The 13,925-nt window shown below is 67.8% G+C and carries 14 protein-coding genes; 8 read left to right on the forward strand and 6 right to left on the reverse strand.

The window, feature by feature from the left end:
• Window positions 1-27 precede the first annotated feature (27 nt).
• From AC1DF4_RS14885 to AC1DF4_RS14905, 5 genes are read left to right on the forward strand one after another with little or no spacing between them, the layout of a single operon-like run.
• On the forward strand, window positions 28-1,077 hold the full coding sequence (locus AC1DF4_RS14885) for an ABC transporter permease (protein ID WP_476913595.1): 1,050 nt from the start codon (window positions 28-30) through the stop codon (window positions 1,075-1,077).
• 16 nt (window positions 1,078-1,093) lie between these two features.
• Entirely contained in the window at window positions 1,094-2,008 is a 915-nt protein-coding gene (locus AC1DF4_RS14890) for an ATP-binding cassette domain-containing protein (RefSeq protein WP_476913596.1), read from the forward strand.
• Between the two features lie 34 nt (window positions 2,009-2,042).
• Window positions 2,043-3,158, forward strand: a complete 1,116-nt coding sequence (locus AC1DF4_RS14895) for a Gfo/Idh/MocA family oxidoreductase (protein WP_476913597.1) — start codon at window positions 2,043-2,045, stop codon at window positions 3,156-3,158.
• Complete coding sequence (locus AC1DF4_RS14900; RefSeq protein WP_476913598.1) at window positions 3,158-3,952, forward strand: TIM barrel protein; 795 nt, start codon at window positions 3,158-3,160, stop codon at window positions 3,950-3,952. Before AC1DF4_RS14895 ends, AC1DF4_RS14900 begins: the two co-directional genes overlap by 1 nt.
• Window positions 3,949-4,995 carry a Gfo/Idh/MocA family oxidoreductase gene (locus AC1DF4_RS14905; RefSeq protein WP_476913599.1) on the forward strand — a complete coding sequence of 349 codons (1,047 nt, stop codon included), beginning with the start codon at window positions 3,949-3,951 and terminating at the stop codon, window positions 4,993-4,995. The genes AC1DF4_RS14900 and AC1DF4_RS14905 overlap by 4 nt, the downstream gene beginning before the upstream one ends.
• A 119-nt stretch (window positions 4,996-5,114) precedes the next feature.
• Here AC1DF4_RS14905 and iolB read toward each other — a convergent pair whose 3' ends face one another.
• The 3 genes from iolB to AC1DF4_RS14920 all read right to left on the reverse strand — a co-directional run bounded on the left by iolB (window position 5,115) and on the right by AC1DF4_RS14920 (window position 7,819).
• Window positions 5,115-6,011 (reverse strand): 5-deoxy-glucuronate isomerase, encoded by an 897-nt coding sequence (gene iolB, locus AC1DF4_RS14910; RefSeq protein WP_476913600.1) that lies wholly within the window; start codon window positions 6,009-6,011, stop codon window positions 5,115-5,117.
• Between the two features lie 103 nt (window positions 6,012-6,114).
• Window positions 6,115-6,855: a GntR family transcriptional regulator gene (locus AC1DF4_RS14915; RefSeq protein ID WP_476913601.1), complete on the reverse strand. Its 741-nt coding sequence runs from the start codon at window positions 6,853-6,855 to the stop codon at window positions 6,115-6,117.
• A gap of 160 nt (window positions 6,856-7,015) precedes the next feature.
• On the reverse strand, window positions 7,016-7,819 hold the full coding sequence (locus AC1DF4_RS14920) for a gamma-glutamyl-gamma-aminobutyrate hydrolase family protein (protein WP_476913602.1): 804 nt from the start codon (window positions 7,817-7,819) through the stop codon (window positions 7,016-7,018).
• Window positions 7,820-7,872: 53 nt separating this feature from the next.
• On the opposite strand from AC1DF4_RS14920, the gene AC1DF4_RS14925 reads away from it, so the two are divergent.
• Window positions 7,873-8,373, forward strand: coding sequence for an SRPBCC family protein (locus AC1DF4_RS14925; protein ID WP_476913603.1), 501 nt, complete (start codon window positions 7,873-7,875; stop codon window positions 8,371-8,373).
• An 8-nt stretch (window positions 8,374-8,381) separates the two neighbouring features.
• A complete protein-coding gene (locus AC1DF4_RS14930) occupies window positions 8,382-9,515 on the forward strand; it encodes an LOG family protein (RefSeq protein ID WP_476913604.1) in 1,134 nt (377 codons plus the stop codon).
• Window positions 9,516-9,519: 4 nt separating this feature from the next.
• Here the strand turns inward: AC1DF4_RS14930 and AC1DF4_RS14935 are convergent, their stop codons facing one another.
• Window positions 9,520-10,428: a matrixin family metalloprotease gene (locus AC1DF4_RS14935; protein ID WP_476913605.1), complete on the reverse strand. Its 909-nt coding sequence runs from the start codon at window positions 10,426-10,428 to the stop codon at window positions 9,520-9,522.
• On the reverse strand, window positions 10,428-11,600 hold the full coding sequence (locus AC1DF4_RS14940; protein WP_476913606.1) for a VIT1/CCC1 transporter family protein: 1,173 nt from the start codon (window positions 11,598-11,600) through the stop codon (window positions 10,428-10,430). The genes AC1DF4_RS14935 and AC1DF4_RS14940 overlap by 1 nt, the downstream gene beginning before the upstream one ends.
• Window positions 11,601-11,883: 283 nt before the next feature.
• Here AC1DF4_RS14940 and AC1DF4_RS14945 point away from each other — a divergent pair, with 283 nt between their 5' ends.
• Window positions 11,884-12,117: a hypothetical protein gene (locus tag AC1DF4_RS14945; protein ID WP_476913607.1), complete on the forward strand. Its 234-nt coding sequence runs from the start codon at window positions 11,884-11,886 to the stop codon at window positions 12,115-12,117.
• A 230-nt stretch (window positions 12,118-12,347) separates the two neighbouring features.
• Here AC1DF4_RS14945 and AC1DF4_RS14950 read toward each other — a convergent pair whose 3' ends face one another.
• Window positions 12,348-13,871 carry a sodium:solute symporter family protein gene (locus AC1DF4_RS14950; protein ID WP_476913608.1) on the reverse strand — a complete coding sequence of 508 codons (1,524 nt, stop codon included), beginning with the start codon at window positions 13,869-13,871 and terminating at the stop codon, window positions 12,348-12,350.
• Window positions 13,872-13,925: the final 54 nt, after the last annotated feature.

A 13,925-nucleotide genomic window follows, 5' to 3' on the forward strand; every position in this document is an offset into this window, starting at 1 on the left:
GCCGGCCCGGCAGCTAGGAGACTTATCATGACCGTCACCCAGACCAAGACAGAGTCAGCGGCGCTCGATGAGCGCGTCGCCAAGCGCAGTCCGTTCCAGAAGTTGCTCGGACGTCCCGAGGTCGGTGCCCTGGTGGGCGCCATCGTCCTCTTCATCTTCTTCGCGTTGGTGTCCCCGACGTTTACCCAGCCCGGCGCCCTGGCGACCATCCTCTATGGCAGCTCCACGATCGGAATCATGGCGGTGGGGGTGTCCCTGCTGATGATCGGCGGGGAGTTCGACCTTTCCACCGGTGTCGCGGTGATCACCTCGGCCCTGACGGCGTCGCTGTTCAGCTGGTATTTCACCACGAACGTCTGGGTCGGCGTTGGCCTGGCCCTGCTGGTGTCCTTGTCCGTCGGCTTCATCAACGGCTGGATCCTGATCAAGACCAAGTTGCCGTCCTTCATCGTCACGCTCGCCACGTTCCTGATGCTGACCGGCCTGAACCTAGGCCTGACCCGCCTGATCGGCGGCTCCGTGTCCTCGCCCTCAATCTCCAACATGGAAGGCTTCGCCTCGGCCCGGGCGATCTTCGCCTCCTCGGTCAACATCGGCGGCGTCGACATCAAGATCACCGTGTTCATCTGGTTCGCGCTCGTCGCGGTGGCCACCTGGGTGCTCATGCGGACCCGCGTCGGGAACTGGATCTTCGCCGTCGGCGGGGACGCGAACGCCGCCCGCGCCGTCGGTGTGCCGGTCAAGGCCACCAAGATCGGCCTGTTCATGGCCGTGGGCTTCTGCGCCTGGATCCTGGGCATGCACAACCTCTTCGCCTTCGACACCGTGCAGTCCGGTGAGGGCGTGGGCAACGAATTCCTCTACATCATCGCCGCGGTGATCGGCGGCTGCCTCCTCACCGGCGGCTACGGCTCGGCGATCGGCGGCGCGATCGGCGCGTTCATCTTCGGCATGGCCAACAAGGGCATCGTCTACGCCCAGTGGAACCCGGACTGGTTCAAGTTCTTCCTGGGCCTGATGCTGCTGCTGGCCACCATCGTCAACCTCATCGTCAAGCGCCGCGCGGAACTGAAGTAAAAGGGGCCCCGAGAACATGAATGCCAAAGAGATCGATCAGCAAACGCTGCTGCAGAATGAAAAAGATCCCCTCACCCACACCCCGGTGCACCTGCTCTCCCTCGACGGAGTCGGCAAGCACTACGGCAACATCATCGCCCTGTCCGAGGTGACGATGGCTGTGGACAACGGCCGCGTCACGTGTGTGCTGGGCGACAACGGCGCGGGCAAGTCCACGCTGATCAAGATCATCGCCGGCCTGCACCAGCACGACGCCGGCGTCCTGAAGATCATGGGGGAGGAACGGAAGTTCGGCTCTCCCCGGGACGCCCTCGATGTCGGCATCGCGACGGTCTACCAGGACCTCGCGGTGGTGCCGCTGATGCCGATCTGGCGGAACTTCTTCCTTGGCTCGGAACTGACGTCCGGTTTTGGCCCGTTCAAGAGCATGGACGTCGAAAAGATGAAGGACATCACGCTCAAGGAACTCGCCGCGATGGGCATCGACCTGCGCGACGTGGAGCAGCCTATCGGCCAGCTTTCCGGCGGTGAACGCCAGTGTGTCGCGATCGCCCGGGCCGTGTACTTCGGCGCGAAGGTCCTGATCCTGGACGAACCCACCGCGGCCCTGGGCGTGAAGCAGTCCGGCGTGGTGCTCCGCTACATCCTGCAGGCCCGCGACCGCGGCCTCGGGGTCATCTTCATCACCCACAACCCGCACCATGCCTTCCCGGTCGGCGACCGGTTCCTGCTGCTCAAACGCGGCAAGTCGATCGGCTACTACGACAAGAAGGACATCACCCTGGACGAACTCACGGCCCAAATGGCCGGCGGCGCCGAACTCGCCGAACTCGCCCACGAACTCGAACAGCTCGGCGGCCACGGCGACGTGGTCAAGGAAGTCAAGGGCGAGGTCGCCGACGTGGCCCAGACCACGGGCAAGTCCTACTAGCAACAGCCGTCCCGATTCTCGAAAGGACAAGCCTTTGGCTTACCTGAACCGCACCCCGTCCGACGCCACCCTGCCCGCGAGGATCGGGCTGATCGGCTCCGGCTGGATGGGTGCTTTCCACGCCGAGAGCATCGTCCGCCGGGTCCCCGGCGCCGAGCTCGCGGCCATCGCAGACCCCAATGTTGAGTCCGCCGCCGCGCTGGCATCCGTCCTCGGTGCCGGCAAGGTGACGGCCGACGCCGCCGACATCCTTGCCGACCCGGAGATCGACGCGGTGATCATCGCGAGCCCGGCACGCTTCCACTCCTCGCTGATCGCACAGGCCGCCGCCGCCGGCAAACACGTCTTTTGCGAGAAGCCGGCCGGACTGGGCCTCGACGAACTCGACGCCGCCCTCGCCGCCGTGGAGGCAGCCGGAGTGCACTTCCAGATCGGCTTCAACCGCCGGTACGCGGAGGACTTCCAGGCCGCCAAAAAGGATCTGGCCGCCGGAACGGTCGGGACGCCGCAGCTGCTGCGTTCGCTGACGCGGGACCCGGGCACGGGAAGCATCCCGCACGCGGCCAGGGTCCCGGCGTGGACCGTCTTCCTGGAAACCCTGATCCACGACTTCGATACCCTCAACTGGTTCAACGAAGGCGCCGAGCCCGTGGAGGTCTACGCCATTGCCGACGCGCTGGTGGAACCGGGGCTGCGGGACCAGGGCTTCCTGGACACGGCAGTCGTGACCATCCGCTACAGCAACGGTGCCATCGCCGTGGCCGAAGCTAACTTCAGCGCCCTCTACGGCTACGACATCCGCGGGGAGGTCTTCGGTTCCAAGGGCATGGTGCAGGCGGGGCGTGCCACGGAAACCGCGGCGCGCCGGTACACCGCCGACGGGATGTCGGCCGACACGCCGCGCCTGAACGTGGAACTCTTCCGGCAGGCCTACACGGATGAACTCGTCGACTTTGCGGACGCCGTGCGCGCACGGCGTGACGGCCGCAGAGACGATACAGTGCCGTCGTCGGCCGCTTATGCGCTCACGCCCGGGGCGGCGGACGCCCGGCGTGCGCTGGCCATGGCACTGGCCTGCATCGAATCGGTCAAACGCGGGACGCCAGTGGCGGTCAACACAGCGGCCGTCCATGAAAAGGCAGTCCTCTGATGCGTCTGGCCGTTTGCGCGGAAATGGTCTTCACCGACCTCCCGTTCACGGAGCGGGTGCGCCGGATCCACGAGGCCGGTTTCGACGTCGAACTCTGGGATTCGCGCACAAAGGACATCGGTGCGCTGAAGGCCACCGGGGCGGCGTTTTCCTCCATGACGGGATATACCGCCGGCAGCCTGGCGGATCCCGACACGGCGGACGCGGTAGTGCGGACGGCGGAGTCGCTCATCCCCACTGCCCTGGAGCTCGGCGTGAGCCGGATGGTGGTGCACCCGGCAGAACTCATCGACGGCCAGGCGGCCCGCCCCGTCTACCGGGCAACCGGCCAGATGTGGACCACCGGCGCCCGGACCCTGGAACGCCTGGGCAAGCTCGGCGAGAGGTACGGGGTGACCTTCTGCCTCGAGAATCTCAACACCATCCTCGACCACCCCGGCATCCCGCTGGCGCGTGCCAAAGACACTTTGGCGCTGGTGCAGGCCGCCGGGCACCCGAATGCCAGGCTCATGCTCGACCTCTACCACGCCCAAATGGGGGAGGGGAACCTGATCGAGCTCGTCCGGAACGCCCTGCCGTACCTTGGCGAACTCCAGGTGGCGGATGTTCCCGGGCGCTGCGAACCCGGAACCGGAGAAATCAACTACGCTGCCGTCGCCAGGGCGCTCGCGGAAGCCGGCTACGACGGCACCGTGGGCATGGAAGCCTGGGCCAGCGGTGACAGCTATGCGGCCCTGGAGGCCTTCCGGGCAGCATTCACCGTGCCCGCACTTCACACGGGAGCGCAAGTATGAAAGACGTCATCCTCGGGCTGGTCGGCGTGGGGCGGATCGGCGTTATGCACGCCAAGAACATCGCCTCGGTCAACGACGTCCTGAATCCGCAGGGCATCAACGTCCGGCTGCGGCTCACGGACGTCGCCGAAGACCACGCCCGGTCCATAGCAGCCGGGCTCGGTGCCGAGTTCCTGCCGTCCGTGGAGGCGCTCCTCGCCTCCGGGCTGGACGGACTGGTCATCGCCACGGGAACCGGAACCCACCCGGACCTGATCAAGGCCGGGGTGGACGCCGGGATTCCGGTCTTCTGCGAGAAGCCCGTGGCCCTGAACGTGGCGGACGCCCTGCCCGTGCTGGACTACGTCCGGGACCGGCAAGGCGTGGTGCAGATCGGCCACCAGCGCCGCTTCGACGCCGGCTACCAGGAGGCCCGGCGCGCCTACCAGGCCGGCGAGCTCGGCTGGATCCACTCGTTGCGCGCCGTCACCTGCGACATGACGCCGCCGCCGGTCGAGTTCCTGGCCAGCTCCGGCGGGCTGTTCCGGGATTGCTCGGTCCACGATTTCGACATCCTGCGCTGGCTCACCGGCCGGGAAATCGTCGAGGTCTATGCCAGGGGGTCCAACAACGGAGACCCGGCCATCGGGGCGGCAGGAGATGTGGATACGGCCCTCGCGCTGGTGACGTTCGACGACGGCACCGTGGGCACGGTCTCGGCCACCCGGTACAACGGTGCCGGCCACGACGTGCGACTGGAAATTCAGGGCTCGCGCAGTTCGCTGATGGTCGGCCTGGACGACAAAACGGCGCTGGCCTCGGCCGAAGCCGGGATCTCGTTCCCGGCCGGCGAGCCCCACCGCACTTTCGCCGAGCGGTTCGACCAGGCCTACCGCTCCGAAATGGCGGCCTTCGTCGAGCTGATCCTGGGCCGCCGGGAGAACCCCTGCACCCCGGAAGACGCCGTGGCCGCCTCCCGCGTGGCGGACGCCGCCCAGGAATCCCTCGCCACCGGCGTGCCGGTCCGCGTGGTCCAGGCCGTGGCCCACCGCACGGGCCCCTGATCTGGCACTCCACCCCGGTTCCGTCGCCGGGGTGGAGCGCCGAAGACTAAAGAACCCCGGAGCCATCAGGCTCTGGGGTTCTCTGTCTTCGGCAGACCCTGCCGTTTCAGGCGGCCCTCTCAGGCGCCGAACGGCAGCCGCGGGTCGATGTCCTGGCCTTCCCAGGTCTGGCGGATCCAGCCGTGGTGCGGGTCGTCGCTGATGAGCCAGTCGCGGACCGGACCGGGGCCCGCCATCACATTGAGGTAGTACAGGTCGTAGCCCGGTGCTGCCATGGCCGGGCCGTGCCAGCCGTAGGGCACCAGCACGACGTCGCCGGTCCGCACCTCCGCGGAGACGTCGATGGGCCGTTCGTCTGAGGCGTAGACCCGCTGGTAGCCGATCGCGTCCACGTGGTCCGGCCGTGCAGGGTGGCCCAGCGCGGCCCGGGTTTCGAAGTAGTAGATTTCCTCGAGGCTGGTCTCGCCGTCTTTCTCCTCGTCGTGTTTGTGCGGGGGATAGGAGGACCAGTTGCCGGCCGGGGTCAGGACTTCGCACACGATGAAGCGGTCCGCTTCCAGCGCCGCGGGCGTGCCGAAGTTGTGGACCTGGCGGGAGCAGTTGCCGGCTCCGCGCAGTTCCACCGGCGTCTCGGCGGCCGTGACGAGGCGGGTGGGGTAGGACGCTTTGGCGGGAGCTGTGGCCACGGCAACGCGTCCGCCGTCGGCCGAACTGATGGTCACAGCCTTGCCGGTTCCCGTGTAGAGAACGTCGCTGGGACCGCTGAAGACGCTGTCCCGGCCGGCCAGCCGGTACTCCCCGCCCTCAACCGACACCGCGAAGGAGCCGTTCAGCGGGACCACGATGCGTTCCTCGTCCACGGCGGGGAGTTCGACGGCGGCCGCCGCCCCCAGCGTTGCGACCTTCAGCCCTGTGTGGGCCCAGCCCTCCACCTCCACGGTCGAATCGGACGCGCCAATCGAGACGTCCCACTTTCCCTGGGTGGCGGTGCCGAGCGGATAGACCCAGTTGGCCATGAGTTCTGCCCTTTCGTTGCTGCGCCGGAGGAAGGCGCGGGTGTATGCGGGTGGGTGGCTTCAGTGCGGCGGGCAGTGCCCGGGAGTCCGGCGCGGGCAGCTCCTACCGCTGAACCAGAGTCATTTCAAAGCTGTAGGAATCCGCGCGGTAGACGTGGTGGCCGGTCTCCACCTGGCGGCCGGTGTCATCCACCGCGGTGCGCTCCATGGTGACGAGGGCCGAGCCGGGGGTGGTTTCCAGGAGCGCCGCCTGGTAGTCGTTGGCGATCATGGCGCCGATCCGCTGTGAGGCGAGCCGGAAGTTCACGCCGCCGTTGCGCAGGATCCCATAGAGGCCTTGTGAGCCCAGGAGCGCTTCGTCGATGGCGGTGATGTCATCGCGGACCCAGTTCTCCATCAGCGCCAGCGGTTTCCCGCCGACCTTCCGGAGCCGGGTGAAGTGGTAGACCTTCGCGCCGGCGGGAAGCTGGAGTGCCGCCCGGGTGGCGGCGTCGGCTTCGTCGTGGGAGAAGCTCAGCACGTCCGTGGTGGGCTTGCTGCCGTTGTTGCTGAGGTCATCGAAGAGGCTGGACAGCTCAAGGGGGCGCCGGACCTGGCTCGAAACCACCTGGGTGCCAACGCCGCGCTTGCGCACCAGCAGCCCCGAGCGGACCAGCTCGTCCATGGCCTTGCGCATGGTGGGGCGCGAGAGGTTCAGCTGTGCGGCAAGGTCGATCTCGTTGTCGAGTCGGCTGCCCGGGGGCAGGACACCGCCGTGGATCGCGGCCTCAATGCCCTGGACCACCTGGTGGTAGAGGGGTACCGGGGAGGACCGGTCGATGTTGAGATTAAGTTGATTAGCCACTTTTTGTATAGCCACTGTTCATGCGCTCCCTTGTGCCCCGGACCGGAAACCCGGTGGGGCCGCCGTTCACTAGTCCGGCATATGTTCTCTTGATAGGACATACTACCTAAGTAAATGGTATCAGGGGGTAGCGCGTGGTGTCAGGACAAGATACGCGAATCTACCGTCCCCGGCAGATCTCGACAAAGGTGCGGAACGGGGCCAGCCGTTCTGCGGCCGGGAGTTCCAGGGCCTCGGGGTGCCACTGCACTGACGCAACCCAGCGCTCCGGGTCCTCCAGCGCCTCGATGGTCCCGTCCTCGGCCACCGCTGTCACCACGAGTCCTTTGGCGACCTGGGCCACTGCCTGGTGGTGGCCGGAGGCAATTTTGACGTTGATGTTGGCGGGGTTGCTCCCGCTGCCGTCGTTCCCCGCTCCTCCGTCCACATAGACACCGTCCCCGCTGCCCCCGTACAGTCCGGCCACCTTGGTGCCGCCCTGCACCTCGACCTCGTGCCAGGCCCACGGGCCGGCTCCGTGCGCGGGTGCGGGCTCCCGGTGCGCCACCGTCCCCGGAGCCATGTCCTGGATCAGTGTTCCGCCGTAGAGGACGTTGAGCAACTGGTGCCCCCTGCAGACGCCGAGCACCGGCAGCCCGGCGTCGATCGACCGCCGCGCCACTGCCAGGTCCAGTTCGTCCTGGGCCGGGCTGACGTCGTAGCAGGCGTCACCGGGTGCTTCGCCGTAGAGCCGGGGGTCCAGGTCGCCGCCGCCCGGCAGGACGACGCCGTCGAGCGCCTCGAGCGGCTCTTCCGGTGACGTGAGCAGCACCGGTTCGCCGCCGCCGTCGCGCACCAGGTCCACGATGTAGTCGAAGAGCTCATTGGCCTCCGCCACCCGCGGATCCGGGGCCGCGGAGCTGCTGAGCCGGACGGGAATGCCGATGCGTGGCCGGCTGCTGCGGGGGAGGGGCGGAGTCTGCATGATTTATTCTGCACCACAATTTCTGCCTCACAACGCAGGACTAGGATTGCCGGATGACGAACAGATATCTCGTGTCCCGCAGCCGCTTCATCGCGGCCGCTCCGAAGGCCATCTTCGAAGTGCTCGCCACCCCCGCACTGCACAGCGTGATCGACGGCTCCGACACCGTTAAGGGTGCCCAGCCGCGCGGCCCCGAACGGCTCGCCCTTGGTGCGAAGTTCGGCATGGATATGAACTTGAAGGTGGACTACAAGATTCTCAACACGGTCTGCGAGTTCGAGGAGGGCCGGCGGATCGCGTGGCGGCACTTCGGCGGCCACGTCTGGCGCTACCTGCTGGAGCCTGCGGCCGACGCCGCCGGCAACCCCGGGACCCTCGTCATCGAGCAGTGGGACGCGCGGGAAGTGCGCGCCAGGATCCTCCTGCGCCTGGCCGGCTACGTCCGCCGCCACCCGGCCAACATCGAGCAGACCCTCGCCAAGCTGGACGCCTACCTGAACTCCGAGGCCGCATCCGGCGCCGGGTCAGGTTCCGGCCCGGATCAACTCCGCTAGGCGCCCGGATGAGTGCCGCCCGCAGCCTGCACCCCAGTCCGCGGACGCTGGAGGTCGAAAGCCTGGACGGCTTCGACCGGCTGGTCGCGGCCGGGGCGAGGTCCATGCAGGGCTGGCATGCCCAGTCGCTGGACCTGCGCGGACGGACGGCACAGCTCGAGGCCATGCAGGCGCAGGGCGGAATCTTCCTCGGGTGCACGTTCGACGCCGGCGTGGAAGACTCTCTGCGCAGCCGCGGCGCCCTCATCTTCCCCAAGCTTGAGGCAGTACCGTTCAACCCTTACCGCGGGAGGCTTTACACCCCGCAGGAGCTCTATGCGGGGATCACCGAGGCGCGCTACGAGGACACCCCGGACGCCAGGGTGTACCAGTGGAGTATCCGGCCCGGACAGCGCCGTCGCCTGGACGCGACCCTGGCCGCGGCCCTGCACGACCATTCGATCGGTGACGCCCTCGATGAGCTGACCCGCTCGGAACTCTGTGCCGGCCGGACCATGGTGGGTGTGATGGGCGGGCATGCCGCGCACCGCGGTTCCAGCGTTTTCGAGGAGGCCGCGCTGCTGGGACGGCTGCTGGCAAGGGACGGCCGGGTGGTTGCCACCGGCGGCGGTCCCGGCACTATGGAGGCCGCCAACCTCGGCGCCTACCTGAGCGATGCCCCGGAACATGACTTCCGCAAGGCCCTGGACGACCTCGCCACGGTCCCCGGGTTCCGGCCCTCTGTCGCGGCGTGGGCGCGGTCCGCCGCCGCCGTCGTCGAACGCCATCCAGGCGGCACGCCGTCGCTGGGTGTTCCCACCTGGTTCTACGGCCACGAGCCGCCAAACTTCTTCGCCACGCACATAGCCAAGTACTTCGCGAACGCCATCCGCGAGGCCATCCTGCTGGAACTGTGCAACGGCGGCATTGTCTTCCTGCCCGGCTCCGCCGGGACGGTGCAGGAGATCTTCCAGGACGCCTGTGAGAACTACTACGGCACGCCGGAGACCATCATGCCGATGGTGCTGGTGGGGCGTGAGCACTGGCTCCGGCGCTATCCGGCGTGGCCCCTGCTGCAGAGCCTGGCGGCGGGACGGCGGATGGAGAGCAGGATCTTCCTGGTGGACACGGTCGACGAGGCGCTCGCCGTCCTGGACAGCTAGGCGCCTAGAGGTCCTTGCGGCACTGCGCCTTGCCCAGCTCGTACAGGCCGTTCAGGTCGCCGGCGGCCAGGCCGTCCGGGGCGCCGATCTCCGGATACATGAGCTGCACCGGGTCGTTCACATGCTCCAGCCCCATCACGTGGCCGAGCTCGTGCAGGATCACCGCGGTGGCGTACGCTGCGCCGTCTGTCCGGCCCAGGTCCTCGGCGATCTGCGGGGCATCGAGTTCCAGGCTGCCGGTGACGAAGCTCTTGGGCCCGTCGCCGAAGCTGAAGTGGGTGCTGCCCCCCGTGCCGATCACCGGGCCCTTGAGCTGCGGCGCCTGGTCCGGGGTGGTCCACGCAATCAGCAGGGGCGCCCAGCGTTCCCCGTAAACGTCGTGCTGGTACGGGACGCGGGACTGGGAGGGTGCCTCGGTGGTCGCGCCGTCGTTGACGAACTTAATGCCGGTCGCCCGGGACACGGTCCTGATCGCATCCTCGACCAGACGCTCGGCACCCTCCGGAGCCAGTGCCGCGTTCACTACGTAGTGCAGCGGCCGGCACGGCGAATAGCCCACCGGGGTGCCGTCGTCGTTCACGGCCAGGAACTTGTACGAGCTGCTGGCAACGGCCGGTTTCTGCGGGTGTCCGAGCGGCTCGTCCTGCTCTTCGACGCCGGGCGGGGGAGTGTCTGTCCGCACCGCCTCCGCCGACGCCGGCTGGCCGGGCTGGCCCGCCATCGCCGTGCCCGGTCCGGTGCCGCGGCTGACTTCGAAGAGTCCGGCGAAACGCGGATCCCCGTAGATGAAACCGGCGGCAAGGAATGCGGCGCCGGCAATCAGGGCTGCGGTCGCCAGTCCGCGGAAAATCCGCCACGTGGTGCGGGGGCGGCTGTGACGCGGTGACCGGTCCCGGAACTCAGGACCCTCCACTAGGCGACCACGGCGCCGAAGGCCATGCCCAGCAGATACGTCACGCCGGCCGCGCCGATGCCGATCGCCAGCTGGCGGAGGCCGCGGGTCGCGGGCGAGGTGCCGGACAGCAAGCCTACGACGCCGCCGGTGACCAGGAGCGCCAGGCCCACCAGGACGGCCGAGACCACGAGCGCAGCAATTCCGGTCATGCCCAGGACGAACGGGAGGATCGGCACGATGGCGCCGGATGCGAAGAAGCAGAAGCTCGACGCCGCCGCGCTCCAGGCGGTGCCGACGGCTTCGTGCTCGTCCCGGGTTTCCGGGACCTCCGGCTGCAGGGAAAGGCTGGGATCGCAGTCGCAGTCCAGCAGGCCCATGCGCTCGGCGACGCGGTGTTCGGCAGCTTCCCGTGACATGCCGCGGGCAAGGTAGACCAGCAATAGTTCGTTGTGTTCGATGTCCAGCGAGGGTGCGGCGGCCAGGGTGATCTGGGTGGGACGGGTCGCGGCCAGGAGTTCGCGCTGGGAACGCACGGAAATGAATTCGCCGGCACCCATGGACAACGCGCCGGCCAGCAGCCCGGCGACGCCGCTGAGCAGGACCACGGAACTGCCTACGCCGGAGGCGGCCATGCCCATGACCAGGGACAGGTTGCTGACCAGCCCGTCGTTGGCGCCGAACACGGCCGCGCGGAAGGTGCCGGCCAGCCGGTTGCGGCCGCGGGTAGCGAGCCCCCGGACCACTTCCTCATGGATTTGTTCGTCGGCGACCATGGCCGGCGTGGCGGAGGGGTCGGAGGCATACGGCGAACGGCTTTCGGCCCGCTGGGCGAGGGCCAGGACAAACACCGAGCCGAAGTGGCGGGCCAGGAAGCCCAGCAACTGGCTGCGGAGCGAGGCGGGGCGCGGGCGGCCTGCCTGGTCGCCGAGCAGCTGGAGCCAGTGGGCTTCGTGGCGGCCTTCGGCTTCGGCCAGGGCGAGGAGGATGTCGCGCTCTTCGCCGCTGCGGTTCTGGGCCAGGTCCCGGTAGACGGCGGCTTCGGCCCGTTCGTCGGCAAGGTACTGCCGCCACCGCTTGATGTCCGCGGAGCTCGGCGCCGCAGCGGGCGACTCGTGGCGGGGTGCGGGGTGGCGGGGTTCCGGGCGGCCCGGTTCGGTGTTGTGCGGATCAGATGTGGCGTGCTGGGACACGGAAGCTCCTGGGCTTGAAAGGGCATGGTTCGGCCCCATTGCGTCTTTAGCGTACCTCGTATTTCCGCGCATTTTCGGCTGGCGATCCTGAGCGGGGAGTTTAGGCGGACCGTAAAAAGGACGGCGTCGGCGGGGAATTTTGGGCGGTGCCGTAGCCGGGCCGTAGCGGTGCCGCCGCCGGGCCGTAGAGCCCTTGACCGTCCGGGTTCGCGGTGTTCGAATGAAACCCACGGCGGGTTCTCCGGAGCCACAGCCGCCACCGAGGGCCTACGGAGGTTGCACCATGGACAACAGCGGATCCCACCCCGTCCAGCCGGCGAGGGACACGGTCGAATCCGATCCGGCCTATGACTACGCGGAGGATACCCCCGTCGATGCTTCGGAGACCGAGGAGGAGGAGTTGCTCGAAGAGGCCGAGCGGCTCGTCCCGCTGGACAAGGACGATTTCCTCGGCGAGGACCAGCCGGTGGTGCCCCTGGACGCGGACGAATTCCGCCAGCCGGAGGAATCGGAGTAAGCGGCGCTCCCTATAGCCCCGTATATACGTCAGCTGGTACTTATACGTCAGCTGGTACTTATACGCCGACTGGAACGACGGTGTTGGACCGCTTTTTGAACGCGAGTGGAACGACGACGGCGGCGCCTCCCGAAAGGGAAGCACCGCCGTCGTCGTTTATTTTCGTTGCCGGTGGGGGCGGCAGTCTTGCACGGTCCCGCAGCGAACCGGCCGCTTAGCGCGCCAGGATCCTAGTGGGTCAGGACAGGAACCTGTTCGTCCTCGGCAGCGCCGCCGGCGACCCGGCGGTGCCAGTTGGCCATGACCGCGGGATCCGTCGGCTTGGTCAGCAGCGACACCGCAATGTAGACCACCGCGGAGGCCAGCAGGCCGAAGTAGATCGGCTCGTTGGCGTAGATGCCGTCCAACGGCACCTCGGCGTTGATCTCGAGGATGATCATGGTGCCGAGGGTGATGACCGAACCCACGGCCATGGAGGCGGCTGCGGCAACACCGGTGCCGCGCTTCCAGACCAGGCCGCCGAGGATTGCGACGAGGAGCCCGCCGACGAGGATGTCGTAGGCGATGGTGAGGGCCGCGACGACGTCCTTGGTGATGATGGCGATGACGATCGCCACGATGCCGAGCCCGAGGACCCACATCCGGTTGGCCTTGACGTCGTGCTCCGGGTTGTCGGTGTCATCGGTGTTGATGTTCTTGCCGAACCAGCTTGCGACGAACGGCAGGACGTCGGCGCGTGCCACGGTGGCGGCCGCGATCAGGGCGCCGGAGGCCGTGGACATCATGGCGGCGACGGCCGCGGCGAGGACGAGCCCGCCGATGCCGATCGGCAGGAGCTGCGTGGCAACTTCTGCGTAGACAACGTCCTTGCCAAGGGCCTTGACATCGATGTCCGGCAGCGCCACGCGGGCGCCGAGGCCAATCAGGGCGCCGGCCGCGCCGTAGAGGATGCAGTAGATGCCGGCGGTGGCGCCGCCCCAGCGGGCGACAGTGGGGGTCTTCGCAGTGAAGACGCGCTGCCAGATGTCCTGGCCGATCAGCAGGCCCAGGGTGTAGACGACGAAGTACGTGATGATCGTCTGGATGCCGATGCCGTCAATCTGGAAGAAGCTGGCATCCACGCGGGCACGGATGCCCTCGAAGCCGCCGGCGGCGTTGAGCGTGAATGGCAGCATCAGCAGGAAGATGCCGACTGTCTTGATGACGAACTGGACCTGGTCGGCCAGGGTGATGGACCACATGCCGCCGATGGTCGAGTAGACCAGGACGATCGCGCCGCCGATGGCGATGGCCAGAGCGCGGTCCCAGCCGAAGAGAACCACGAAGATGGTGGCGTAGGCGCCGGTGGACGTGGCGCAGAGCATCAGCGTGTAGGCCAGCATAACGATGCCGGAGGTCTGGGTGGCGTGGCTGCCATAGCGCAGGCTCAGCATCTGGGAAACGGTGTAGATCTTGAGCTTCTGGATGGTGCTGGCGAACAGCAGGCTGAGCAGCAGCACACCGGCGCCGATCGCAACCACGAGCCACATGCCGGAGATGCCGAACTTGTAGCCCAGGCCGACGCCGCCGACCGTGGAGGCGCCACCGAGCACGACCGCGGCCATGGTTCCGGTGTAGAGGAATGGGCCGAGGCGGCGGCCGGCCACCAGGAAGTCGCTGTTGTTCTTGGTGCGGGACTTACCCCACCACCCGAACGCCAGCATGGCGACCAGGTACACCACCACAATGGCGATGTTGACGAAACTTGCGTCCATTAAGGGCTCCTCAGAGCTGTTCGGAGCAGGGCTGACCCGGCCGGGGCACGATAT

This window comes from Arthrobacter sp. 05N429 (genome assembly GCF_056397045.1).

Excerpts from the sequence above, each read along its gene's own strand:
- AC1DF4_RS14885 (WP_476913595.1), top strand. The coding sequence starts at position 28 with ATGACCGTCACCCAGACCAAGACAGAGTCAGCGGCGCTCGATGAGCGC.
- AC1DF4_RS14890 (WP_476913596.1), top strand. The coding sequence starts at position 1,094 with ATGAATGCCAAAGAGATCGATCAGCAAACGCTGCTGCAGAATGAAAAA.
- AC1DF4_RS14900 (WP_476913598.1), top strand. The coding sequence starts at position 3,158 with ATGCGTCTGGCCGTTTGCGCGGAAATGGTCTTCACCGACCTCCCGTTC.
- AC1DF4_RS14905 (WP_476913599.1), top strand. The coding sequence starts at position 3,949 with ATGAAAGACGTCATCCTCGGGCTGGTCGGCGTGGGGCGGATCGGCGTT.
- iolB (WP_476913600.1), bottom strand. The coding sequence starts at position 6,011 with ATGGCCAACTGGGTCTATCCGCTCGGCACCGCCACCCAGGGAAAGTGG.
- AC1DF4_RS14920 (WP_476913602.1), bottom strand. The coding sequence starts at position 7,819 with ATGCAGACTCCGCCCCTCCCCCGCAGCAGCCGGCCACGCATCGGCATT.
- AC1DF4_RS14925 (WP_476913603.1), top strand. The coding sequence starts at position 7,873 with ATGACGAACAGATATCTCGTGTCCCGCAGCCGCTTCATCGCGGCCGCT.
- AC1DF4_RS14930 (WP_476913604.1), top strand. The coding sequence starts at position 8,382 with ATGAGTGCCGCCCGCAGCCTGCACCCCAGTCCGCGGACGCTGGAGGTC.
- AC1DF4_RS14945 (WP_476913607.1), top strand. The coding sequence starts at position 11,884 with ATGGACAACAGCGGATCCCACCCCGTCCAGCCGGCGAGGGACACGGTC.
- AC1DF4_RS14950 (WP_476913608.1), bottom strand. The coding sequence starts at position 13,871 with ATGGACGCAAGTTTCGTCAACATCGCCATTGTGGTGGTGTACCTGGTC.